Below are 20,911 nucleotides of genomic sequence, written 5' to 3'. Positions count from 1 at the left end.
GCTAAAACTAGCTAGCTTAGAAGTTTAGATCGCTTGCCACTGATCTTTAACTTCTTCTGAGTTTTTATTCAAAATAACTTGGTCTTCTTTTACCTCCCCAATCCATCCAGTAGGAATGAGGTGATGTTGACCACTTTCGTCTCGGGTGAGTTTTAACTGGTTTTCACCATCGAGATGATCGACAGTACCTACTTTAGTACCACAAGAAGCAATAACATCTGCGTGTTTTTTAATATCATTAATATTTAAAGTGTTCATTTTAGACCTCTTCTTTGGAAATAGAAAAACGGTAAGAACTAAACTACTTTAAATAATAGATTAAATGTTGAGTTTTTAATAAACCTTACATGATCGGATTATAAGTTCACTTAATCGTGATATTTGAGTAACAATGAAATAATTAGATATAAAACTAATAATATTTTTCTTTTTATTACAATTTATATGTTTATCTATACAGAAATCTTTAGTTATGGTTGGGTTAAGTCTTATAAATAATTATTTGCAATGAATATTAAAATACCTATAAACATGACGATACTGAGCAGTTTGAGTGAATTTGAAGCTGCCTTAGCTGAAGATAAAAGTAAGCTTCGTATAAATTTACTTTTTCAGCTTGTAAATTTAACTCAAAATTTGCCTCATCCAGCTTCGGGTCAAACCTATCAACGTTGGCAACTTTTTGCGCAGATTGCTGGAGTCGACTTAAGTCTAGCTAAGCTATTTGAGTCTCATTGTGATGCTCTAAGCATTTTAAATGAATTGGGTTATCAGCAAGAAATAGATGACCAGACTTGGGCAGTTTGGGCAGCAGACGGTGGACCAGCCCCATTGCAAATAAAAGACAATCTTTGTAATGGCATAAAACCTTGGTGCTCTGGTGCTGAATTTATTCAAAAAGCTTTAATAAGTTATAAAGACCAACAAGGGCAGGCGCAGCTTTGTATTGTCGACTTAAGTCATCCATCCATTACAACCGATTTAAGCCACTGGCACGCTGTAGGCATGCATGCGACACAGACTGCGCAAGTAACTTTTAAAAATACACCTGTTAAATTGATTGGTCCGCCAAATAGTTATTTAAAACGCCCAGGTTTTTGGCATGGTGCAGCAGGTGTGGCGGCCTGTTGGTATGGTGCCGCCGTGCGTCTAGCTAACTTTTTGCAAGAAAGCTGTCAGGCAAATCCGAATCCTTATAAAAAATTGTATTTAGGTGAGGTCGCTCAGCAACTAGAAATCACCAAGCAATATTTTCAATATGTTGGCAAGCTTATAGACCAGAAACCAATGCTAAGTCATGAGCGGGAAATACGCATATTACGTGCTCAAACAGAACAATGTTGCCTGAGCGTTATTGAGCGAGTAGGGAAAGCCTTGGGTGCACGTCCTTTTTGTGAAGAGGCGACATTTGCTCAGCTCATGGCTGATCTGCCTGTGTTTATCAGGCAAAGTCATGCTGCTTTTGACTATGAACAAATTGCAGAACTCTGTGTGTCGGAGCAAAGCCTATGGGAACTTTAAAACATCCTTTGGTTGAAGACCGCGTTATTTTGGGTGAGGGGACAGCCAAAGAGCAATGGTTAAAGGCATTTAAAGAACAACCGTTAGCAGCTTTAGATCTTGAGTTATTTCGCTCAAAAAGAGTGGTAATTGTTGCGCCACATCCGGATGATGAAGTGCTTGGCTGTGGCGGATTAATGCAGCAGCTGATTGCACTGAACTGCAAGATTTTGGTGTTAGCAGTAAGTAACGGCACACAAAGCCATCCTAACTCTACAAAATATTCTCCAGATCAGCTCAATATTCTTCGCCCGCAAGAAAGCTTGGCAGCCTTAAATTGTCTAGGCGTAGCAAAGTCAACCGAGCATATAGAGCTTAATTTGTTAGATGGACAGATCCATTTGCAAACCGAACAACTGTGGCAGAGTTTAGACAAGTTAGTTCAAGCCGATGATATTCTGATTTGTAGCTATGAATTTGATGGGCACCCAGACCATGAAGCAGTGGGTAAAACCGTACAAGCCTATGCAACCGCTAAGCAACTACTCTGTTTACACGTATTAATTTGGGCTTGGCATTGGGCAGAGCCTTTAGACCCGCGCATTGATTGGCACCGAGCAAAAGCATTTTCCTTAACACAAGAACAGCTAACTAAAAAACATCAAGCAATTTTGCAGTTTAAAACCCAACTTGAAGCAGATGAAACTACGGGTAATGCTGCGGTTCTCTCTCCAAGTGCGATTAAACGTCTTTTAATGCCTTATGAGGTTTATTTGAGTGATTCATTCTCGCGTGTACTTTGAAGATTTATATCGTCATAACAATGACCCATGGGGCTATGATTTTCATTGGTATGAAGCACGTAAAAGACAAATTTGTCTCGCGCTGCTGACAAAACCCCGCTACCTAAAGGTGCTAGAAGTCGGCTGTTCAAATGGACATTTAAGTTTTCATTTGGCGCAAAGAGCTGATGAGTTAGTGTGTATAGATGTCTCTGAGCGTGCTGTTCAATTGGCGTCCGCACGGCTACAAGAGTTCGAGCATGTTGTGGTTGAAAATAGAAAAATACCCGAAGACTACTCAATTCAAAAGTTTGACCTGATTTTAATTAGTGAGATGGCCTATTACTTATCCAAGGATGAATTGCATCAGTTTATTGAAAAGTTAAAGCATAGTTTAAATGATGATGGCGAGATTCTGTGTTGTCACTGGCGCCATGAAATTCAAGATTTTGAGTTAGACGCTGAACAAGTCCATCAAGCTTTTCAGCAACATTTCCCATTTCATCATTACCTCAGCTTAAACGATCCGGATTTTATGATTGATCTGTGGACGGCGAACACTTCCTCTCTAGCTCAGCAGGAAAAACTAAGATGAAAATAGGTATCGTCATTCCAGCGCATAACGAAGAGCACTATCTATCGGCCTGTTTGCAATCTATTCAGGTCGCCATAGATAACATTAGTGGTTATGAGGTAGAAGTGCTTGTTGTACTCGATAGCTGTACAGATCAGTCGCGGTTGATTGTACAAAGCCATCACATTAACTGGATTGAATGCAACTATGCATGTGTCGGCAAGGCGAGGGATTTGGGAATCCGTCATTTAATCGGGTGTGGTGTAACTTGGATTGCCTGTACCGATGCAGACACCGTAGTGAGTCCTGATTGGCTGCGCTATCAAATCCAGCACCAACCAACAGATGCAATTTGCGGTACTGTAACGCTAGACGATTTTAGTCATCTCTCTATAACGAAACAGCAAAAATATTTAGCGCACTATAAAGATCAGATGGATCACGCGCATATTCACGGGGCAAATTTAAGTTTTAGTGCAGAGGTCTATCTGTTGGTTGGTGGCTTTGAGCCTATTTCATGTCATGAAGACGTGTCTTTAATCAAAAAATTGATCAAGCATTGTTGCAATATTACTTGGAGCAATCTGGTGCGAGTGACCACAAGTAGTCGGTTAAATGGACGCGCACCTCAAGGTTTATCGTACTTTTTAAATAATCTCTAATGACCTAAATCATCACTTCGCCCAATATCGAAATATTCTTTAAGTTTTTAGGGTCATATTTAATATTAATAATACTACCGACTTTATATTTATAGTGATCTTGCTTAGCAATAAGCACCTTTAGATTTTCAGTAATGACTTGGCCTTGCTCAGTTTGAAATTTCAATTTGACATAACATAAAGGGCGATATTGCACCTTAGCTAATGAGTCTTGAAAATATACGACCTCGGCAGAAGTCATCTTTCCTCGTTTATAAATTAAAAATCTTTGAACCTGATTTTTAAGAAAAAATGTCCAAGCAATATAGATAAACAATAAGCTGAACCAGACTGTTCCAATAAAAGTCAAAAAAACAGAAAATTTCACTCACTCAAACCAGAGTTATTCGTTTAACGGATTATTCTAAATGAACTGATAAGCCCGATCTAGCTTATATAATTGGTCTAAAACATAAGCAAATGAAGCTTTAAAATTAACGGATCATAATTAAACTTGGGCAGGGTATATAACTTAGTTGTTGTATTTATGACTACATATGTAAACAAACCTTATGAGAAACGTTCTTAACCCCTAAAATTCTACAAAAGAAATTTTAAAGGTGTATAGGTTTGGATTTTTTAAATTTTTTCCATGATATTCGGGGTGAGTTAAGTCAATATCCTTGGCTAGAAATGTTGGTTTCACTCACGATTTTGATTTTATTTGCTGCAATAGCAAATTTTATTGCCAAACGCATTATTGTTCGGGGCGTTCGACATTTAGTCACAAAACTCAAATCACCAAATCAGTCTATTTTCGCTCAGCATAGCGTTATAAAGAAATTTGCAAATATTGTTCCTGCCGTTGTGATTATGAACGGTATTGCAACGGTTCCTCATCTATCTCCGAAGTTTATTGCTTTTGTAGAAATGGCTGCGCAAGCATTCATTTTTCTTACACTCGCGCTTACGGTTAGCGAGCTGTTAAATATCTTTAATCTTATTTATCAGCGTAATCCAAAATCTAGAAACAAACCGATTAAAGGTTACTTGCAACTGGTTAAACTCATTTTATTTGTTGTCTGTGGCCTCATGATTTTGGGAACATTCCTTAAAAAGGATGTGTTCACTTTACTCGCTGGTTTTGGTGCAATGGCAGCGGTATTAATGCTGGTTTTCCAAAACACTATTCTGTCTTTGGTGGCGAGTGTACAAATTGCCTCTTATGACATGGTGCGTATTGGCGACTGGATTGAAATGCCATCACTCAATGCAGATGGTGATGTAATTGATATTTCACTGCATACCGTGACTGTTCAAAACTTCGATAAAACCTATACCACCATTCCGACCAATAAGCTCGTGACCGATACATTTAAAAACTGGCGTGGTATGAGCAATTCGGGTTGCCGTCGAATGAAGCGTTCACTTTTTATCGATCAAAGTAGCGTTCATTTCATGAGTGATGAAGAGCAACAAAAGCTCAAAGACTTTTTATTGCTAGATCAATACTTAAATGCAAAGAATTCTGAAATTGAAGAATTCAATAAGCATTTAAGCAATCAATCTCGTTACAACAAGCGCCGTCTAACCAATATTGGTACATTTAGAGCCTATGTTGAATTTTACTTACGTCAGCACAAGGGCATTGCTCAAAATCAAACTATTATTGTTCGTCAGTTACAACCGACAAGCCAAGGTTTGCCACTAGAGATTTATGCATTTACCAACACGATTGCGTGGGTTTCTTATGAGGCAATTCAGTCAGATATTTTTGACCATTTAATTGCGATTCTTCCCGAGTTTGGTTTACGTGTTTACCAAGCACCTTCGGGTCATGACTTGCAAAGATTGACGGCAGAAATTCACCCAAGTTAAGTTTTTAAGCTGTAAATAACAGCGCATAAACTATTTGGAAAAAGCTCCCAGACGGGGGCTTTTTTACTCATACTCTTCACAAAAGATTATCCTGCAAACCAAATATTCTGATGATCACACATGGGACTCAAATGTTTAATCCGTAGATTGTCTTGCTCAAAATTACCAATACCTCCAGCAATATCTAATATGCCCCCTAAGCCGATCTGCTGACCTTTATAACTTAAAGTGCTTTTTTCAGCATCCCACTGAGCACTATGTTCTGGAAAGACAATGAGTATATCTTTCACATAAAGACATCCTTGCTTTAACTCTAAGTTTCCTTTTAAGCGTGCTGAACCAGAGAAACCATCGTACTGATAGGCTGGGAGTTTCATAGCATTGGTACTGTCGTTTGCTTCTTGCTGGTGGCATCCTGCAACAAGGGCAAATACAGCCGTGTAAAGTAATTTATTATTAATACCCAATTTTGTTCCTATAGGGATTTGCATATATTTGATAGTAATTGTCTAAAGTTGCATATCAATCTTTAGATTGTTAATGAAGATTTCATTCTATTACCGTTCGAACTTAAGATTTAAAGACTAAACTTTCTTATTCATGGGCTTATAAAACTTTGGGTTATTATATTTTATTTATTTGTATATTGTTATCTTTTTCATGAGTGATTTGAGGCACGATATGACGGGTCATCCACCAAAATAATAATGCCAGAAGGCTAACACATGCACCGAGTGCACACACGCCAAGCCAACCAGCATAAGCATAAGTCGCTGTTGTGCTGATTGCACCCAATCCACTACCTACTGCATAAAAGAGCATGTATAGACCAACAAGACGGCTATGCGCTTCTGGACGAGTGCGAAAAATCATACTCTGGTTGGTCACATGCAAAGCTTGCCCACCTAAGTCTAGTAATACGATGCCAATCACAAGTGCCCAGAGCGAGTAGGCCATGAGTGAAAGCGGACCCCATGCAAGCAGTAATATTAACAGTGCTGCCAAGCTTGTACGCTGAGCATATCCACGGTCTACCCAGTAACCCGCACGTGCAGCAGCCAGAGCACCTACAACTCCGACGAGTCCAAAAGACCCAATTACAGTATGCGAGAAGCTATAAGGCGGGGCACTTAACGGCAGTACTAATGCGCTCCAGAAAATATTAAATGCCGAGAACATGAGTAAAGCTAACACACCGCGCACTTGTAGCACTTTTTCTTGGCGTAGTAGTTTTAACATAGAGGCTAGAAGCTGCGGGTAGCGCATGGCACTAGGTTGAATATTTAAATGAGGCAGACGTTTCCAAAGCGGCAATGCAATCATGAGCATGATGATAGCTGCGCAGAAGTACACGCCGCGCCAACCCGCCACATCACTAATTCCCCCTGAAAATACACGGGCAAGCAGTAAACCAATGAATACACCACTTTGTGCAGTACCGACTACATGTCCTTGCTCATGTGGGAGAGCAGCACTTGCAGCATAGGCAATAAGTCCTTGAGTCATGGCTGTACCGAGTAAACCCACCGCAAGCATTCCTGCCAAAAGAATAATCGTAGAATGGGCAAAGCCAACCACGAGCAATGCAGATATTAAGGCTAGTAACTGTAGGGCCATTAACCGACGCCGATTTACCAAATCACCCAAGGGCACTAAAAAGATTAAAGCTAGCGCACAACCTATTTGAGTGGCTGTCACTACACCACCAATAGCGGCATGACTAACATTAAAGTCACTCGCCAAAATGTCGAGCAAGGGCTGCGCATAATAGACATTTGCTACGCTTGCACCACTTGCTATAGCAAATAGCAAAATTACGCCACGAGGCATACTTGAAAGCGGTTTATCACTTTCGGCGGATGAAGTTGAAGATGCAAGAGAAGCTTTCATTGTCCTAAATCCAATTAATCTAGTTTTAAAATGCAACTGGTTGAATATTAAGTCTACTAGTTTTAAAATGCAACTAGGTGGCTTATTGCTGATGATTGGTAAGGAAACTCGATGGCGAACTCTACATTGTTAAAAGACGAGCCTTGTCCTGTTGCGCGTTGCGTCAATCTGATAGGAGACCGCTGGTCACTGCTGATTGTGCGCGATGCTTTTGATGGAATGCGCCGTTTTGGAGATTTTCAGCGGAGCTTGGGAGTGGCGCGAAATATTCTTTCAGATCGACTGAAAAAATTAGTTGATGCTGGTGTTCTTGAACTACAAGATGCTTCGGATGGCACGGCTTATCAAGAATATGTATTGACCGATAAAGGGGAGAGTCTGTTTCCAGTGATTGTGGCTTTACGACAATGGGGAGAGCAAAACCTATTTGAAAATGGTGAGCGCCATTCTCTGTTGATTGATAAAAATACAGGACAAGAAATTCCATTTATGGCACCAGTCGCGGCGGATGGAACAGTGCTGAGAGCTTCTAATACTCAAGTGCAAAAGGTGAAATAAAAGAAGAGAAAACAAAAATAACCGTTTTTAACTTAAATTTGGGCAGATTAGTTGGTACCCTTGCGCGTCAAATTAAGGTGAGATTATGAGATTTATATTCCTCTTTATCAGCGCAATTTCAATTCAATGTTATGCAGCATCAGAAGCAATGGAACTTCATTACTGTGAAACTGTGAAAAAAGCAGCGAGTGGAGTGATGGATGCAAGACAACATAAAGTGCCCGCTAAAGAGTTACACGACATAGCCAATCATCTTGAAGAGCAACAAGCCAAACAACTTTATCAAGAGCTTATCAAATCTGCATATTCTTCAAAGCTATTTGAAGACCCTCTCATTAAGTCAAAAGCTGTCGAGAACTTTCAAACCACGTGGCATGAACAATGTTTGGCAAAAGAATTAGCTAAAAATATTTGAGGGTGGTAATGGGAAATGTGGAAATCGATTATTAACCTATGAAAACATAATGAAACTAGGACTGCTATTCCATAAATCTGCTGATTTAAGAAAAGTTAGACATTGTGCTGAGGTATATAGACGACATGTGTTTGGAGGAAGCGCAGTAAGAATATTGTTAAATCTAGTAATGTCAAAAATTAGCAATTTTTAGTTGAGAATTGTTAAAAACAAATGAAAATCCAGCGGTTGTTACTTTTTAAGAGCTACAAAAGCTTGACAAATGGTTTCTATTTCTTATTGACAAAAATGTCATTAGTACATACCATCTTTACAGACCCTATTATCATTTGATAACAGGGTATTTTTGTCTATATAAGTTTCTGATTTTGAAGATTTCAAATCTTTAATTTATAAAGCTATCCACAAAATTTTTTAGAAAGAAGAAAGTAATGAATATCCATCTATATTTTTAAATCTTAAATCCTATTTTTGACAGATTTAATGATTTATTAATTTTAGTTATGTGAGGTGGGTTATGAATAATTATAGTGCTATGGATGTTGCAAACTTTATCGTTTGGTATGCAAACAATGTTTTAAATAGAAAAAGTTTGACTCCATTAAAATTGCAAAAAATACTTTATTATGTGCAAGGGACTTTTTTAGCAGATCATAATCGCCCATTGTTTAATGAAGCTATACAAAAATGGCAATATGGACCTGTAGTCCCTTCTGTTTATTTCGAATTTAAAGATTACGGAATTAGTCATATAGATAGACCACGGAGTACATTTTCATTTCAACAAAGTGAAGAAGGTGGGTTGGGTTTTAAATTTGATGATTTTGACCATACTAAAATTGCTGTAGATTCATTGGTTTTTAATCATATAAGTAAAGTAGTAGAACTTTTAATTGATGAACGACCTTTTGATCTTGTAAATAAAACACATGCTGAAATTATGTGGTCGAGAGATCAAGAAAAAATTTTAAATGGTATAAGAGATATTGAATATTGTAATGAAGAAGTTGCACAATACTTTAAAGAGAATCCACTTTTTTAAAATATAAATGTCTCAATCACTTCCTAATGATGTTAAAACCGTAACACAGGTTATAATCACTGAGTTATTGAAAAATTTCAATAACTCAGCTGATAGTATTCGTTCGACAAACACAGTAGCTGATTTATTTATCCAATCTGTTTTAAAATTTAACTTATTTAAAGAAAATAATTTTTTTTCTCGTGAAATACAAATTGTTAGTGAAGAGGAGTTTTCTTCTGCAATTCTTAAAATGAGAAATGGAGATTTGGAAAGCGTAAAGTGTATTGCTGAATATATAAGTCTTTCAGAATCAAGAAGATTTGAGTTTGAAGTTCCTTATGAGTATATTACTGATTATGTTTATTCAAATGACTTACAAATCGAATATGTAGTCTTAGAAGATAGATTAAATCTTTTTGCTCAATGTATTGAAAGTAAAATTATTGACTATGATAATAATGATATAAAAACCTTAGAAAAGGTTTTTAGAAAGTTCAGAAGACATTTATTATTGGCTATCTTTCAAAAAAAATATATTGATGAAGTAACAAAAAAAGAAGCAAGAAAAGCAGGAGTTATTGCTAATAATGCTCAAACTATTGCTAATAATGCTCAACAAATCTCAAATAAAGCAAAGGATGACTCTGAAAGAGCAGAAAAGCTAGCAACTAAAGCTGAAGAGCTAGCAGGAAAAGCTGAAGACCTTGCGAGTGAAGCGGATGCTCAAGCTAAATCTACAATTGCTAATTATATCGCAATTTTGGGGATTTTTGCCTCAATTATTTTTACACTTTTTGGTGGCGTAAATTTAATTAGCGCAACTGTGAAGTTATTAGAGGCTAATTCAAGATGGCCTTATTTAACTTTTATTATCGCTTTGTTGATGATTTGCTTATTAACCTTACTTAATATGCTGATTAAATGGGTAAATTCTATTAATAATCTTAAAGAGGAATTAGAAAAGAGAGGAATTAATTCAACGTCTAAATCAAATAATCATAAACAAGGTAAAAATATTTTAGAAAAAAATTGGGGAGTAGATTTCTATACAAAATCGATAATTTGTTTCTCTGCAATTTTATTGATTAGTTTAGGGGGAATGTATAAAATTAAAAAGGAAAATTTCTTTAGTTTTTCTACTGAAACAACTTCAAAGCATTTGGAAAGTAATAGTGTTAAAAACTCAAAAAATACAGAAGATAAGTTAAATAGTAAAGATGATATAGGCAATATAGAAAAAACAGTATTTGAAAAGTACACTATTTCAAATAAACCTGATAATAATGAGCCTGATAAAGCTGAGCAGTCAGACTAATCTAAAGAACCCTCATTGGATGGTTTTTAGTTCTTGAAATGCTGAATTTTAATCATATATAACGATTAAAATAAGAGGTAGTTTACTTAAAAAATTCTTATAGGAGCATAGGGTGATAGGGTGGAAGTATAAAGGGCGGAATTATTATTTTAATCATTTTAATGCTCTAACATTCATTGGGATGTTTGTCGTATTACCTTTATTATATGGTTGGATAGAAGGAGTTATACCAGATATTTTTTACGATAACTATTTTTTAATCATTTTCAGTCTTACTATGCTTTTTTATAGTTATGCAATTTATAAGGTAAGTATTGATTCATATGAACCATATTACTATGACGAGAAGGGTAAAAAAATAGAGGGCGAAGAAACACTTGAACAAAGAGCTAAACGCTTAAGAAAGTTTAAAAAAAGTAAATAAAAATTAAAAGCACCCTAGGGTGCTTTAGCCAATCGATTTACTGCAGCTTGAATAATATCGGGTAAAAGCTCTTTTTTAGGACCTTCGCGGTCAGCAATAATTTTTACAATATTCTCACTAGTCAAAATCCAACAATCATTCGGAATGAATTGAAGCTGAGGTTTTCCATCAAAATGATTAATAGTTAAAAACATCCTTTGAGAGTGCATTATTCTAGTAATTATTGCTCTTACAATCTCTTCTTCAGGATAATTTGGCTTTTCTGGCACGTCACCACCTAACCGAGCGATCTGATCATGTAAACTCCAATAATAAGTCATGATTTGATTGTGAGTTTCCCTCTCAAGTAAATCAAAAGAAGAGGGAGTATTCGTTTGGATAGATACCTCATTTGTTCCTGTTGAATATACTGTTGGTGCACCACACTTAGAACATGCATAAGCAAGATTGCTAAATTTTTTCTTACATTCTTTACAATTAATTAAGGCCATTTTTTTCTTTCTATAAAGTGGTTCTAGAACCTATAAATTTACTTTGAAATAGTTTCAGATTAATTTTTTTGGTTATGTCAGAATAATTTTAAATATTAGTTATTAAGATCCATTAGATAAGAAACAATCAGATGTAGTCTGATTTTAGTTAATTGAAAAGCAATAAAAAAACCACCTAATTCTTTCGAATTAAGTGGTTTTTAAATTTTGGAGCGGGAAACGAGACTCGAACTCGCGACCCCAACCTTGGCAAGGTTATAATAATTTAAATAAATCAACTATTTAAAACAGAGTGGTGGCGCAATGGTGGCAGGGTAGTTTTATTGTAATAAAATATTTATTTTATCTATTTTATAAGCAAAATGTGTATTCTTATCAGAATTACTTATATCAGAGGTTCGAAATGTCGATAAGCCGTAGCTTTAATTTGAGCGCACTTGAAAACTTAGCACAAAAAATTGAAAGGGTTAACCAAAATAACCACGAAGTTTTGATTAATAAACTAAATAATTTTGTAAATGCCAATACTAGATTTGAAAGTCTTAAATTGCTCTTCTTAGAGGCTGGATTTAGTGTCGAAACTTCAGAAGATTTTGCGAATGTACCTCAAGATCAAATTGACGCTTTTGTCAATGAGCATACCCGTTTTGAAAGCCTAACAGCCTTGCAAAATGAAGCTTTAAAAGAATATTTATAATTAAAGGCGCATATAGCGCCTTTTTTTAATTTTTTCGTCTAGCTTGCCTTTGGGCTTTAGCCTTATTTAGATTATCTAAAATCGGCATGACGGTTGCGGGACTATAAAGGTGCTTCCCATCACCGCCAAGATTAAACGCTCTTAATTCATCAATAATGGTTTTTCTTGATAAATTGTACCGTTCCATTAACCATGAAACCGGCACACGGTTTGGTATTTCCTCCGCTTTAATTTCTAAAACCTTACCGATGTTTGGTACATCGTCATGTATAAAAATCTGTGGTGGTTTTTCTGACTCTACAACAACAATATATTTTCCCATCTTTATACACCTTATGTATTAGCAATGTTCTCAGGAGTAATCACAGAGGGTCAGCAATGCGATTACACCTGTAGAACATTGCTAAGAATGTTCATTAGAAATATTTAAAAAGGCATGTCTTCCAAATGCTCTGTTTTAATAACTGGGTCAGGAATATGAAGAGTGCAGCTTGATACCAAAACATGAAATTCTTCACCAGGATTAAGTTTTGCCAATCGGTGTGCTTCACGTTCAGCATTCGCATAGCTTTCATGCTTATAAGTTGGATTGCCGCGACCTTCACTCCAAACTAAATAAAATGGTTTCATGACTGTTCTGCTCCCTGATTACGTTCACTTAATGCACTCATTAAGTGTGCTTTTAACTCTTCAAATTCAACTTCAAAGTCCTTAACAGAAATGGTAGAACCAAACATGTATAAGGCTTGATTTGCCACATTAAGAAGATATTCATTTGCAAAAGATTGGTGAGCAACTGCTAAATGGCCCGCTGTTTGTGCAATCTGCAATCGAATTTCTTCAACCGATTTGTCTATTAATTCTTGAAAATTACTGCTCATCCCTCAGCTCCCGATTCGCTTGCTTCAGTCAAAATTTTGTATTCCCGAACTAATTCCCACTTTTTTGCTAACAAATTGCTTTTGTATGCTCGTTCAGCAATTTCAACCCAAACAGGGTCATTCTCTGGTCTCGGCTTTGGAACTCTCTCAAACGCTAGTCTTTCCGCTATGTTTTCACTAAGTTCAACTGGTACAAGTTTGTAACCCTCTGGCACCGCCTGAGCTTTGGCTTTTTTCCATAACTCCCATTTTTCTTGCATGTAACTATCAACATACTTTCCAACATAGTGTTGTTCAGACTCGCCAAGTCCATTTGAATCGAATCTTTCAAATAAGCTTTCGGGTTTAGCGCAAGGTCTTTTGCTTAGTTCATATAGTTCAAAATTACTTCTTTCAATTTCTGCGTCTATCATGCTGTCACCTTCGTTTTTAAAATGTTGTGAGCTTTCAAACGTTGGCGCAGGGTTCCACGATTCAAGCCAAGTAATTCGGCTGCCTTGGTTTGGTTGCCACGTGTTTTTATCAACGTTTCCGCTAATAAAGGCTTTTCTAAAAGGGCCATAACTTCTGCATGTGCATTGGTAGTGTTTGACTCAAGCACAGCTCTAATTTGATCTAATGAAACAACTACGGTTGATGTAATCATGCTGCAACTCCCGATTTAATATTTTTGAAAAGAGGGTTGAGGGCCGTGATATCCAATTGTTTTTTTGCACGGGTTGCGGCCACGTATAACAAACGTGCTTCATCTGGTGTTAAAGGTTTTTCACCTTCAGAAACTGCTTCTTTATAGAAGTAGTCACCGCCTAATTTGACCTTGTTAAATTCAAGGCCTTTTGATTTGTGAGCAGTTGTCACAACACAGTCATAGTCGTTAGAGCTGCTTTTTAATAAGGCTTCAATGAGTGCGTTTTCACCTACTTTTTCAATCAGGCTCACCAGTGGTTTAATGTCGCTGTTTGATACTTCATGACTGTATTCAAGTACTTCTTCCCACGTGCTGAAGCCTTCAAATGCACTTCCATCGGCTACGCGAACACCTGCTTTAATTTTTTTGGCATCTTCAATATTTTTAATTAAAGAATCTGTATCAACTTCAAGACGTGGTTCACGGCCTAATTGAATAAGCTCAACCATGTGTGAAAGCGCAGCGGCATTAGTGCGGAAAATAATTGCATCGGCCACACTGTCATGAACTTCGCATACCTGTGATTCAATTTGTTCAAAGCCACGTAAAGGAATTTCTTCATCAAGCACATTGAATAAAATTGTATTTGCTAGGTCCGCAATATCTTGACCAAAACGGAATGACTGGCTTAGTCGTGTTTCAGGTATTTCAAGCGATTGCATTGCATTTACAGCACCACGAAATGCATAAATTTGTTGGTGTCTGTCACCAACATAAATGACCTGAGCGCTTTGATTATTTAGAACGTTAAGCATGATCGGGTCAGCATCTTGTGCTTCATCAAACAAAATAAAATCTGTGTTGATGACTGGTTTACTGAGTGCCCAATATTTTAGATAGTGGTCATGCTCTAAACGGTTTACACCGAACGGGTCAAGAATGTCTTGCCAATAGTCATTAGCCTTAGGCAAAAGAATTTTTGCAAGTTCAGCTCGGTGTGTTTCTTCCATCCAATCAGGTAGAGCTGCATAAACTTGTGCTAACTGGATTTCTGAATAATTAGATCGGCAAAAATAACCAATGGCATTAATTAAAGAAGTAGCCATGCGCTTATTGTTGAATAAACGTTTTTGGTCATCTTCACCGCGCTGTTTAGTTAAAGCCACGGGTACTTGATACGATTCAAGGTCATGTCGTGAAGCAATTTGATTCGACATTAAGCGACGATTTTTAAGCTTATTGGTAAACCAACGCGGTACTGAATTAAATGCAAGACTATGGAATGTTTTGCAGCGAACGTTTCGATTAAATTTGCTTTCTGCTTCTGTAGCAATTGCTTTGTTAAATGCCAAGTACATACCAGATTGATAGCTTTTAGCATTACCAATTAATTTAAGTGTTGATGTTTTTCCTGCGCCTGCATAAGCCGTAACCTTGCAAGACTCTCCATTAATTGCCATATCAATGGCTTGTTTTTGTTCAATAGTTGGTTTCATGGGTGAATTTCCCTAAGCACCCTTAAAATTAAGGGCGCTCGTATAAAATTTATTTAAAAAGAGCTAATGAGTTACGCGGTTAATTCAGCCGTTTTTCTTTCAAACAATGCGCTGACAGAATCAATCTGTGCATCAGTTAAGAATGATGTGTTTGGTTCAAATTGCTTTTCCATAATTGAATTGATTGCTTCAATTGAGTTTGCAATTTCCAAATCATCTACAAGCTGAAGGTAAAATTTCTGATTTGCGTATGCGTTTTTAATATCAGTCTGTGCCGGTTCGCCAAGATCAGACGGAATGGTTGAGCCAAGAGTTTTTAAATCTGCTAGGTTTTCAACCTGCCCAATATCCTGAATGCATTTTTCAACATTGAATGACACAGCTAAATCAATCACGGTCTCATTTGACTGTTCGCGTTCAGCCATCTGAGCTTTCAACCCTGCTGTTCCTTTATGTTTAGGAGTCTTTGAAGGCTCAGGAGTAACGTCCATTTCTTCGCGTTCAATAACTTCGTCTGGTGTATAAACACCTAAAATTACATCTGGTGTATACAAACGTGACCAACGTTTAATAGCTAAATAAGCAATCTGTTGGCGTGGATCAGCAATCCACATTGGAGAATTTCGCACAGGGCCTACTTGACCCATAGTTAGCACAATCTCACGCGGTGATGTTTCACCTCGTAAAGTTGCCCAAACTTTTACACCTCGATCATAAGATTTATCTTCTTTACCATTAACTTTTGACCAGTCGCCAAACCATTCATAGTTAAGACGCTCTTTAACAGGTGCACGATTAATAATTACGGCATTAACAAGTTGAGCTTCATAACCTAACACACCATTAATTTGATGTGTTTTCTGAGCAACTGCAAAAGGATCCATTTGCCATTGAATAGACTGCATAATAATTGCAAGGCAGTCACTTGGATTGTTTTGCAAATGTTTAGGAACAGAGAATTTTGAAGCAGCCATTGTTTCAGCTAGCTTCTCAAAGCGTGCCATCATTTCAGGATTCATTAAAATTTCAAATGCTGAAATTGGTGCGGGTTGAGCTGATTGAGCTGAAATGCCTTGATTAAAATTAGATACTGCTGTGTTCATAATTAAAATTCCTTAAATTAGAGATTCTTTAAATTTGGTTGAAATACGAAATACGCGCGTACTACTGGTATTGCTGTATTTCTCGAATAATTCGGGTTGTTCTTTCTTCAACAGCTTGCTATCAATGCGTGTTGAAGATTGTTCTTTGTATGTGCAGATTGATTTGCCTTGGCTAATCATCATTTCCGCATCCTGCATAGCAGTAACCAATTCAAGTTTGATTGCTTCTTCACGTGCTTCAGCATCTTTTTTTGTTTGCTGAACTGTAATGAGTTCTTCGGTAAGCTTGATTTGATTAAAATTGGCTTCAACCTGTTTGCCGATTACGTGTTTAGACCAACGATGTAGAACATCATCAAAGCAAGTCGGGTCGGGTGGTACGTCTGCAAGCACATGGTTAAACCAAAATGCTTTTACTTGGTTGAAAATAGATTTAATTAAATCTTCATCGCGTTCGATGCGGTACATACGGAACTTATTACCGCCAATCAACACAGCTAAATGAATAACTTGACAGCCTGTAATCATCAGGTACCAAAGACACTGAGTTAGGTAATAGTCTGGTATCTGGTCGGTGTCTTGTTCACCGAACAACTTGCTCATGTATTCACTAGCTGTTTTACACTCAAGCAATTGGTCAGTAGTCAAAGCACCATTTTTAAAGCGTACTGTCCCTGAAATTTCAGGATTGATCACGGCACGGTCAATATTCCCAAGCGCCCAAGGGTGATCTTCCAAAAATAACTGTTGTTTTACACGCTGTACTTTCATACCTGATCGGCGTGAAAACTCTTTAGCAACTACATCTTCAAGCAAATTACCAAAGTGAGCAGATTCATTTTGATCTGATTTTTCACTACGACCTGTCTTATCAAGCCATAATTGATATGGTGATTTGTAAGGGCTAAAACCTAGAATGGCTGCTACATCTGAACCGCCAATACCATTTTTACGGTTTGCTAGGAAAGTTTCACGATCAACATGTGTATTCATAAAAGCTCCTATAATGGCAAGCCAGTTTCAAGCTGAAAAATAAGATGTTCGACTGCCATATACATATTTGGATGTAGACCACAATGCTTGCGTTGAATAGCCTCAATTAGCTTTTGTTTCATTGCATCGACACTTTCATTAGTGCCTTTCTCACGTTCAGCAATCATTGCGTCTGCTTGGTTGTAGGCTGCTTCCGCAATAATCGTACGGTCTTTCCAATCAGCAGAGATAAATCCTTGCATTGCAGCTGTAGCGAAATAATCTCTTAGGTCCATAGGTTGAGAATGAATTTTCATATTAGCCACCCAACTTTGCTAATTTAGTTTCAATTGATTCTTCAAGCGCTTCATTGATCTTTACAAGCTCAAAGCGGTCGATATAGGCATTTACAACACCTTCTTCATCAACAACATTGATTGGCTCTAAGCGGTCAATTTGAATGCCTGTAGCACGGTTAAAACCATTGCTGTTGTCATATCCTGAGAAGTCAAAACCAACTTCAATGCGAAAGCGCATATCACTGGTAAGAATTGATGCATGACAATCAACGTGGCAGTCGTTGTAAGGTCCTAAATCCAAGTCATCGACTGTGTAAATAGGTGAAAAAATACTTATTTGCTGTGGGCCTAAATTCTTATAAGCCATGTGAGCAGACGCTAGCGCAAAACTCATCGTCACCACCAAAACCACAATCCCGCCAATAAAACATGTTCCAAAACCTAAAGCAGGGCTGTTTTTATATGCGTCTTTAATTGCCGCAATTAATTGGTCGCGTTTATTACGCAAAGCTTTTTTAATCCGCTTTACTTTTTGTTTTCGAATTAATCCTTTAATCAGATTACGATGATTATTTGAAATTTGACTAACCATAATGTTCTGTTCCATAATGACCCCGTTATCTTTAGCTGTTGAATAACAGTGAAGAAGTAATGCTTGTTTAGATCGCCCCGTCCTTCGCCAAAATTTCGGGGCTTTCTTATGTCTAAAAGTTAGAAAAAATTAAACTGAACCTTCCAGAATTTGCACATAAGAAGGGATGCCGTTTAATTGGCCTTGAACTTCATCATTCCCAACAGTTTTGCCGTGACGAACATACTCAACGGTGTCTTCCATTGATTTTTCGATAGCTTTTTCAAGTTGGTCTAAGTCGTACCAGAACGTAATCACACCTTCTTTAATGCGATAGCGGAAACGCGCAGGCAGGGCATAGTGATTGCCGCCACGATGTACTTGGATACCGAAAACGATTTGTTCAGGAATTGATAAATTGCCCGCGGTACCGGCACGCGCTTCAATTGTTTCGTTGTAAGTCAACTGAACTTGGCCGTTATCCGTGCGGATGCCAGATTTAAAATCAACGTTAGTTTTTGCATTCAATGTTTGTACGATTTCATACAAAACTGCTGCATCTGGCTGATTGATGTAAGGCATTACATCTTCTAGGAATAAAGCAAATTCAGTTTGCGAAAATTTACGACCAGAGTGATTTTCAATTTTCTTAAATTCAGGGGTTTTTTCTGCGACAAAACGAGCAATATGTTTGCAATGACGTGGTGAAAGTTCAGCACCTTCATTTTCAATAGAGTTATCAACTTTGTGATAATCAAGTACTGCTTTAAATTTACCTTCCAACACATCAACAAAAACTAAAGAGTTCTTGTCCGCATATCGAGAAACATACGCAATAAAGTCTTTAGCTGTATTTAAAGAAACACTTTGCTCTAAGTTAATAGGACGAGCTAATAACTCTTTAAATGGGTGTACTTCACTACCTTCAGGCACTACAATAAAAGGCAAAACGTCTGTTGATTTGGTAGCTGTTTTTAAGCTTGCTTGACCAAGCTTGTAGTTAGTTTCTGCAATATTGTTAAGTTCGCTCATTGATTTTTCCTGTAATGGCTTGTTTAGAAAAAATTATTAAAAACAGTTATTAAGTAATCTAATTAATTAACTTAAAGACTTAATTGTTGGTTTGTCGCCTGTTGGAACTTGCTTGAGCTCGACAGGTGCACCCGCATCAATGTGCTCAAGATTTAATTTCTGTTGGCGTGGGTCTTCACGCACAAGCTGTTGGTCGCCATCTGTAAATAGAACAGTTGGTTCTTTGTCGAATTTAGGAAGAGTGGACTTAATATCGTCCTGAATTTTGTAGGTACCACGGCCATTAGGCTTAATTGTCAAAGTAACCGTTACTTTTGAAACCTTGCCTGTGTCATTTGAAGCTTGAAGTGCTTCAGTCAAAAGCGAATCAAGTTGTTCAATCGTGTCGCCACGTTGCAGATTTGCTAGGGTTTGACTGAATGAAGTGTTCTTAGCTGGCATAACATTCACCTAACTTTTGAGTTTAGTAGTTGGTGAAATCAGTTTAGTAAACTGAACAAAATAGGTCAATAGATTTGTTCAGAAAAATGAACTTTTTTTATTTCTTGTTTAGTAAACAAAATAAAAAACCCGCATAAAGCGGGTTTGTGAAATTATAAAAGCTTAATAGGATGCGTCTGGATTGTTTTCAACTTCAGCATTTAGTTCTTCTACTGCATTATCTGCATCAGGCACAACATCACGCCAATTTTCATTCTCAAATCTTTGAAATTGGCTATTAACTTCTTCAGTTTTAGCTTCTAGATTTGATATATGTTCTTGTAATTTGGTTACTTGGTCCTCCAAATCAGCTATTTGCTGATCCTTTTCTGAAACCATATCATCATAATCTTCTTGCGTTATTGATGGCTTTCCACAACCAACTAAACCCACCAATAAAAACCCAATCAAAATATTTTTTAAATTCATGATTATCTTCTTATTTTTCTAGTATCAAGTTTCATCCAAAATTGCCCGATTACGTGAATCCCTTCAGCTTCAATTCTTTCAGGTGAATAATACTCATCAGGAAATCTAAGCTTATCTTCATTTCTTGATACTGCTTTAAATCCACCAGGACCTTGCTCATTCCAATTAAACAAATATTTGATTTTAGTATCATCTCCAACTTGGAATGCATAGATTTCGCCATCAAAGATTTTTTTTGCTGAGATATCAACTGATATACGCTGCCCATCTAAAAGATCAGGGGCCATACTATCGCCACAAACTTTAACTACTTTTGCATAATATGAATCAACATTGCATTCATAAAGCAAACCAGTAGGTACAAAAAACTTATTGGTACTAGGAGATTCTATATTTAAGTGTCCATTTCCAGCACTTACATAAATTTCGTCATAAAAATCAATCGCTGTAAAACCCTCTGGTACGGGATCATTTTCATCATATATCTGCACTTCAGCATTTGTAATCTTACCGTTGCTGCCTTCATCGTTTTTTCCAGTCAATAGCCAATCTGGTGAAGTCTTCAAAAAAGAAGCAAGGGTAATTAGTCGCTTTCCTGTCGGTTCATTTACACCTGAAATCCAGTTAGTAACAGTACCCTTGCTTGCTCCCGTAGCAGCAACGATATCTTTATGCTGAACCTTTAGTTCCTGCATTCTTAAAATGATTCTATCAGCAGTAGTTTGCATAAAAATATTCCTAAACTCTTGTTCAAAATACTAAACAATTAAATTGACATGTTCCTAAACTTATAGTTCAATAAACTAAACATAATAGTTTTGGAAACTAAAC

General features: G+C 37.1%; 30 protein-coding genes. 11 read left to right on the top strand and 19 right to left on the bottom strand.

What is annotated here, in order from left to right; translation table 11 throughout:
- Positions 1 to 24: 24 nt before the first annotated feature.
- Complete coding sequence (locus tag KIP84_RS11950; protein WP_002113991.1) at positions 25 to 258, bottom strand: DUF2171 domain-containing protein; 234 nt, start codon at positions 256 to 258, stop codon at positions 25 to 27.
- Positions 259 to 507: 249 nt separating this feature from the next.
- Here KIP84_RS11950 and KIP84_RS11945 point away from each other — a divergent pair, with 249 nt between their 5' ends.
- Genes KIP84_RS11945 through KIP84_RS11930 form a run of 4 tightly spaced genes read left to right on the top strand, consistent with a single transcriptional unit; the run spans position 508 to position 3,518 of the window.
- A complete protein-coding gene (locus tag KIP84_RS11945; protein ID WP_213688581.1) occupies positions 508 to 1,521 on the top strand; it encodes an acyl-CoA dehydrogenase family protein in 1,014 nt (337 codons plus the stop codon).
- Positions 1,509 to 2,303 (top strand): PIG-L deacetylase family protein, encoded by a 795-nt coding sequence (locus KIP84_RS11940; protein ID WP_213688580.1) that lies wholly within the window; start codon positions 1,509 to 1,511, stop codon positions 2,301 to 2,303. The genes KIP84_RS11945 and KIP84_RS11940 overlap by 13 nt, the downstream gene beginning before the upstream one ends.
- Positions 2,278 to 2,877, top strand: coding sequence for a class I SAM-dependent methyltransferase (locus KIP84_RS11935; protein ID WP_213688579.1), 600 nt, complete (start codon positions 2,278 to 2,280; stop codon positions 2,875 to 2,877). The genes KIP84_RS11940 and KIP84_RS11935 overlap by 26 nt, the downstream gene beginning before the upstream one ends.
- Positions 2,874 to 3,518, top strand: coding sequence for a glycosyltransferase family A protein (locus KIP84_RS11930; protein WP_057076984.1), 645 nt, complete (start codon positions 2,874 to 2,876; stop codon positions 3,516 to 3,518). The genes KIP84_RS11935 and KIP84_RS11930 overlap by 4 nt, the downstream gene beginning before the upstream one ends.
- A 4-nt stretch (positions 3,519 to 3,522) precedes the next feature.
- Here KIP84_RS11930 and KIP84_RS11925 read toward each other — a convergent pair whose 3' ends face one another.
- Entirely contained in the window at positions 3,523 to 3,885 is a 363-nt protein-coding gene (locus tag KIP84_RS11925) for a DUF3592 domain-containing protein (protein WP_032056580.1), read from the bottom strand.
- Between the two features lie 242 nt (positions 3,886 to 4,127).
- On the opposite strand from KIP84_RS11925, the gene KIP84_RS11920 reads away from it, so the two are divergent.
- Positions 4,128 to 5,375 carry a mechanosensitive ion channel domain-containing protein gene (locus KIP84_RS11920; protein ID WP_032056578.1) on the top strand — a complete coding sequence of 416 codons (1,248 nt, stop codon included), beginning with the start codon at positions 4,128 to 4,130 and terminating at the stop codon, positions 5,373 to 5,375.
- 86 nt (positions 5,376 to 5,461) lie between these two features.
- Here the strand turns inward: KIP84_RS11920 and KIP84_RS11915 are convergent, their stop codons facing one another.
- Together KIP84_RS11915 and KIP84_RS11910 are read right to left on the bottom strand one after the other, a co-directional pair.
- Positions 5,462 to 5,866 (bottom strand): hypothetical protein, encoded by a 405-nt coding sequence (locus KIP84_RS11915; protein WP_032056577.1) that lies wholly within the window; start codon positions 5,864 to 5,866, stop codon positions 5,462 to 5,464.
- Positions 5,867 to 5,999: 133 nt separating this feature from the next.
- The gene (locus tag KIP84_RS11910) at positions 6,000 to 7,265 is read right to left on the bottom strand and encodes an MFS transporter (protein WP_032056575.1); all 1,266 of its coding nucleotides are present in this window, start codon (positions 7,263 to 7,265) and stop codon (positions 6,000 to 6,002) included.
- A 111-nt stretch (positions 7,266 to 7,376) separates the two neighbouring features.
- Between KIP84_RS11910 and KIP84_RS11905 the strand changes: the two genes are divergently transcribed.
- From KIP84_RS11905 to KIP84_RS11885, 5 genes are all read left to right on the top strand, one after another.
- Positions 7,377 to 7,823 carry a helix-turn-helix domain-containing protein gene (locus KIP84_RS11905; protein ID WP_032070619.1) on the top strand — a complete coding sequence of 149 codons (447 nt, stop codon included), beginning with the start codon at positions 7,377 to 7,379 and terminating at the stop codon, positions 7,821 to 7,823.
- Positions 7,824 to 7,908: 85 nt separating this feature from the next.
- On the top strand, positions 7,909 to 8,238 hold the full coding sequence (locus KIP84_RS11900; protein WP_032056572.1) for a hypothetical protein: 330 nt from the start codon (positions 7,909 to 7,911) through the stop codon (positions 8,236 to 8,238).
- Between the two features lie 517 nt (positions 8,239 to 8,755).
- On the top strand, positions 8,756 to 9,280 hold the full coding sequence (locus tag KIP84_RS11895; protein ID WP_032056571.1) for a type II toxin-antitoxin system antitoxin SocA domain-containing protein: 525 nt from the start codon (positions 8,756 to 8,758) through the stop codon (positions 9,278 to 9,280).
- Between the two features lie 7 nt (positions 9,281 to 9,287).
- Positions 9,288 to 10,577, top strand: a complete 1,290-nt coding sequence (locus KIP84_RS11890) for a hypothetical protein (RefSeq protein WP_050679203.1) — start codon at positions 9,288 to 9,290, stop codon at positions 10,575 to 10,577.
- A gap of 112 nt (positions 10,578 to 10,689) precedes the next feature.
- The gene (locus KIP84_RS11885) at positions 10,690 to 11,001 is read left to right on the top strand and encodes a hypothetical protein (RefSeq protein WP_032056568.1); all 312 of its coding nucleotides are present in this window, start codon (positions 10,690 to 10,692) and stop codon (positions 10,999 to 11,001) included.
- A 14-nt stretch (positions 11,002 to 11,015) separates the two neighbouring features.
- Here KIP84_RS11885 and KIP84_RS11880 read toward each other — a convergent pair whose 3' ends face one another.
- Entirely contained in the window at positions 11,016 to 11,492 is a 477-nt protein-coding gene (locus KIP84_RS11880) for a hypothetical protein (protein WP_213688578.1), read from the bottom strand.
- A gap of 427 nt (positions 11,493 to 11,919) precedes the next feature.
- Here KIP84_RS11880 and KIP84_RS11875 point away from each other — a divergent pair, with 427 nt between their 5' ends.
- Complete coding sequence (locus KIP84_RS11875) at positions 11,920 to 12,189, top strand: hypothetical protein (RefSeq protein WP_223155605.1); 270 nt, start codon at positions 11,920 to 11,922, stop codon at positions 12,187 to 12,189.
- A 25-nt stretch (positions 12,190 to 12,214) separates the two neighbouring features.
- Here KIP84_RS11875 and KIP84_RS11870 read toward each other — a convergent pair whose 3' ends face one another.
- From KIP84_RS11870 to KIP84_RS11805, 14 genes are all read right to left on the bottom strand, one after another.
- Positions 12,215 to 12,511: a hypothetical protein gene (locus KIP84_RS11870; RefSeq protein ID WP_002057891.1), complete on the bottom strand. Its 297-nt coding sequence runs from the start codon at positions 12,509 to 12,511 to the stop codon at positions 12,215 to 12,217.
- A 104-nt stretch (positions 12,512 to 12,615) separates the two neighbouring features.
- On the bottom strand, positions 12,616 to 12,819 hold the full coding sequence (locus KIP84_RS11865) for a hypothetical protein (RefSeq protein ID WP_049590649.1): 204 nt from the start codon (positions 12,817 to 12,819) through the stop codon (positions 12,616 to 12,618).
- Complete coding sequence (locus KIP84_RS11860) at positions 12,816 to 13,070, bottom strand: hypothetical protein (protein WP_213688577.1); 255 nt, start codon at positions 13,068 to 13,070, stop codon at positions 12,816 to 12,818. Before KIP84_RS11860 ends, KIP84_RS11865 begins: the two co-directional genes overlap by 4 nt.
- Positions 13,067 to 13,483 carry a hypothetical protein gene (locus tag KIP84_RS18855; RefSeq protein ID WP_228308294.1) on the bottom strand — a complete coding sequence of 139 codons (417 nt, stop codon included), beginning with the start codon at positions 13,481 to 13,483 and terminating at the stop codon, positions 13,067 to 13,069. Before KIP84_RS18855 ends, KIP84_RS11860 begins: the two co-directional genes overlap by 4 nt.
- Positions 13,480 to 13,716: a helix-turn-helix domain-containing protein gene (locus KIP84_RS11850; protein ID WP_032023928.1), complete on the bottom strand. Its 237-nt coding sequence runs from the start codon at positions 13,714 to 13,716 to the stop codon at positions 13,480 to 13,482. Before KIP84_RS11850 ends, KIP84_RS18855 begins: the two co-directional genes overlap by 4 nt.
- Positions 13,713 to 15,194, bottom strand: coding sequence for a UvrD-helicase domain-containing protein (locus tag KIP84_RS11845; RefSeq protein WP_213688576.1), 1,482 nt, complete (start codon positions 15,192 to 15,194; stop codon positions 13,713 to 13,715). The genes KIP84_RS11850 and KIP84_RS11845 overlap by 4 nt, the downstream gene beginning before the upstream one ends.
- Positions 15,195 to 15,265: 71 nt before the next feature.
- Complete coding sequence (locus KIP84_RS11840) at positions 15,266 to 16,297, bottom strand: RecT family recombinase (protein ID WP_213688575.1); 1,032 nt, start codon at positions 16,295 to 16,297, stop codon at positions 15,266 to 15,268.
- A 12-nt stretch (positions 16,298 to 16,309) separates the two neighbouring features.
- Positions 16,310 to 17,290 (bottom strand): lambda-exonuclease family protein, encoded by a 981-nt coding sequence (locus tag KIP84_RS11835; RefSeq protein ID WP_213688574.1) that lies wholly within the window; start codon positions 17,288 to 17,290, stop codon positions 16,310 to 16,312.
- 8 nt (positions 17,291 to 17,298) lie between these two features.
- A complete protein-coding gene (locus KIP84_RS11830) occupies positions 17,299 to 17,586 on the bottom strand; it encodes a hypothetical protein (RefSeq protein WP_213688573.1) in 288 nt (95 codons plus the stop codon).
- A 1-nt stretch (position 17,587) separates the two neighbouring features.
- Complete coding sequence (locus KIP84_RS11825; RefSeq protein WP_228308293.1) at positions 17,588 to 18,175, bottom strand: hypothetical protein; 588 nt, start codon at positions 18,173 to 18,175, stop codon at positions 17,588 to 17,590.
- A gap of 114 nt (positions 18,176 to 18,289) precedes the next feature.
- On the bottom strand, positions 18,290 to 19,171 hold the full coding sequence (locus tag KIP84_RS11820) for a DUF2303 family protein (RefSeq protein WP_213688572.1): 882 nt from the start codon (positions 19,169 to 19,171) through the stop codon (positions 18,290 to 18,292).
- 66 nt (positions 19,172 to 19,237) lie between these two features.
- A complete protein-coding gene (locus tag KIP84_RS11815; protein ID WP_213688571.1) occupies positions 19,238 to 19,612 on the bottom strand; it encodes a hypothetical protein in 375 nt (124 codons plus the stop codon).
- Positions 19,613 to 19,774: 162 nt separating this feature from the next.
- Positions 19,775 to 20,080, bottom strand: coding sequence for a hypothetical protein (locus KIP84_RS11810; protein ID WP_068525136.1), 306 nt, complete (start codon positions 20,078 to 20,080; stop codon positions 19,775 to 19,777).
- Positions 20,081 to 20,082: 2 nt separating this feature from the next.
- A complete protein-coding gene (locus KIP84_RS11805) occupies positions 20,083 to 20,808 on the bottom strand; it encodes a S24 family peptidase (RefSeq protein WP_213688570.1) in 726 nt (241 codons plus the stop codon).
- Positions 20,809 to 20,911: the final 103 nt, after the last annotated feature.

It is taken from the genome of Acinetobacter sp. BHS4 (assembly GCF_018454425.1).
Lineage (GTDB): Bacteria > Pseudomonadota > Gammaproteobacteria > Pseudomonadales > Moraxellaceae > Acinetobacter > Acinetobacter pittii.
This window is presented reverse-complemented; position numbering and strand designations above follow the sequence as displayed.

Coding starts and splice junctions, on each gene's coding strand:
- KIP84_RS11915 (WP_032056577.1), bottom strand. CDS start 5,866: ATGCAAATCCCTATAGGAACAAAATTGGGTATTAATAATAAATTACTT.
- KIP84_RS11900 (WP_032056572.1), top strand. CDS start 7,909: ATGAGATTTATATTCCTCTTTATCAGCGCAATTTCAATTCAATGTTAT.
- KIP84_RS11910 (WP_032056575.1), bottom strand. CDS start 7,265: ATGAAAGCTTCTCTTGCATCTTCAACTTCATCCGCCGAAAGTGATAAA.
- KIP84_RS11865 (WP_049590649.1), bottom strand. CDS start 12,819: ATGAAACCATTTTATTTAGTTTGGAGTGAAGGTCGCGGCAATCCAACT.
- KIP84_RS11905 (WP_032070619.1), top strand. CDS start 7,377: ATGGCGAACTCTACATTGTTAAAAGACGAGCCTTGTCCTGTTGCGCGT.
- KIP84_RS11815 (WP_213688571.1), bottom strand. CDS start 19,612: ATGCCAGCTAAGAACACTTCATTCAGTCAAACCCTAGCAAATCTGCAA.
- KIP84_RS11850 (WP_032023928.1), bottom strand. CDS start 13,716: ATGATTACATCAACCGTAGTTGTTTCATTAGATCAAATTAGAGCTGTG.
- KIP84_RS11860 (WP_213688577.1), bottom strand. CDS start 13,070: ATGAGCAGTAATTTTCAAGAATTAATAGACAAATCGGTTGAAGAAATT.
- KIP84_RS11820 (WP_213688572.1), bottom strand. CDS start 19,171: ATGAGCGAACTTAACAATATTGCAGAAACTAACTACAAGCTTGGTCAA.
- KIP84_RS11930 (WP_057076984.1), top strand. CDS start 2,874: ATGAAAATAGGTATCGTCATTCCAGCGCATAACGAAGAGCACTATCTA.
- KIP84_RS11840 (WP_213688575.1), bottom strand. CDS start 16,297: ATGAACACAGCAGTATCTAATTTTAATCAAGGCATTTCAGCTCAATCA.
- KIP84_RS11830 (WP_213688573.1), bottom strand. CDS start 17,586: ATGAAAATTCATTCTCAACCTATGGACCTAAGAGATTATTTCGCTACA.
- KIP84_RS11950 (WP_002113991.1), bottom strand. CDS start 258: ATGAACACTTTAAATATTAATGATATTAAAAAACACGCAGATGTTATT.
- KIP84_RS11805 (WP_213688570.1), bottom strand. CDS start 20,808: ATGCAAACTACTGCTGATAGAATCATTTTAAGAATGCAGGAACTAAAG.
- KIP84_RS11825 (WP_228308293.1), bottom strand. CDS start 18,175: ATGGAACAGAACATTATGGTTAGTCAAATTTCAAATAATCATCGTAAT.
- KIP84_RS11870 (WP_002057891.1), bottom strand. CDS start 12,511: ATGGGAAAATATATTGTTGTTGTAGAGTCAGAAAAACCACCACAGATT.
- KIP84_RS11835 (WP_213688574.1), bottom strand. CDS start 17,290: ATGAATACACATGTTGATCGTGAAACTTTCCTAGCAAACCGTAAAAAT.
- KIP84_RS11810 (WP_068525136.1), bottom strand. CDS start 20,080: ATGAATTTAAAAAATATTTTGATTGGGTTTTTATTGGTGGGTTTAGTT.
- KIP84_RS18855 (WP_228308294.1), bottom strand. CDS start 13,483: ATGATAGACGCAGAAATTGAAAGAAGTAATTTTGAACTATATGAACTA.
- KIP84_RS11895 (WP_032056571.1), top strand. CDS start 8,756: ATGAATAATTATAGTGCTATGGATGTTGCAAACTTTATCGTTTGGTAT.
- KIP84_RS11880 (WP_213688578.1), bottom strand. CDS start 11,492: ATGGCCTTAATTAATTGTAAAGAATGTAAGAAAAAATTTAGCAATCTT.
- KIP84_RS11945 (WP_213688581.1), top strand. CDS start 508: ATGAATATTAAAATACCTATAAACATGACGATACTGAGCAGTTTGAGT.
- KIP84_RS11890 (WP_050679203.1), top strand. CDS start 9,288: ATGTCTCAATCACTTCCTAATGATGTTAAAACCGTAACACAGGTTATA.
- KIP84_RS11940 (WP_213688580.1), top strand. CDS start 1,509: ATGGGAACTTTAAAACATCCTTTGGTTGAAGACCGCGTTATTTTGGGT.
- KIP84_RS11845 (WP_213688576.1), bottom strand. CDS start 15,194: ATGAAACCAACTATTGAACAAAAACAAGCCATTGATATGGCAATTAAT.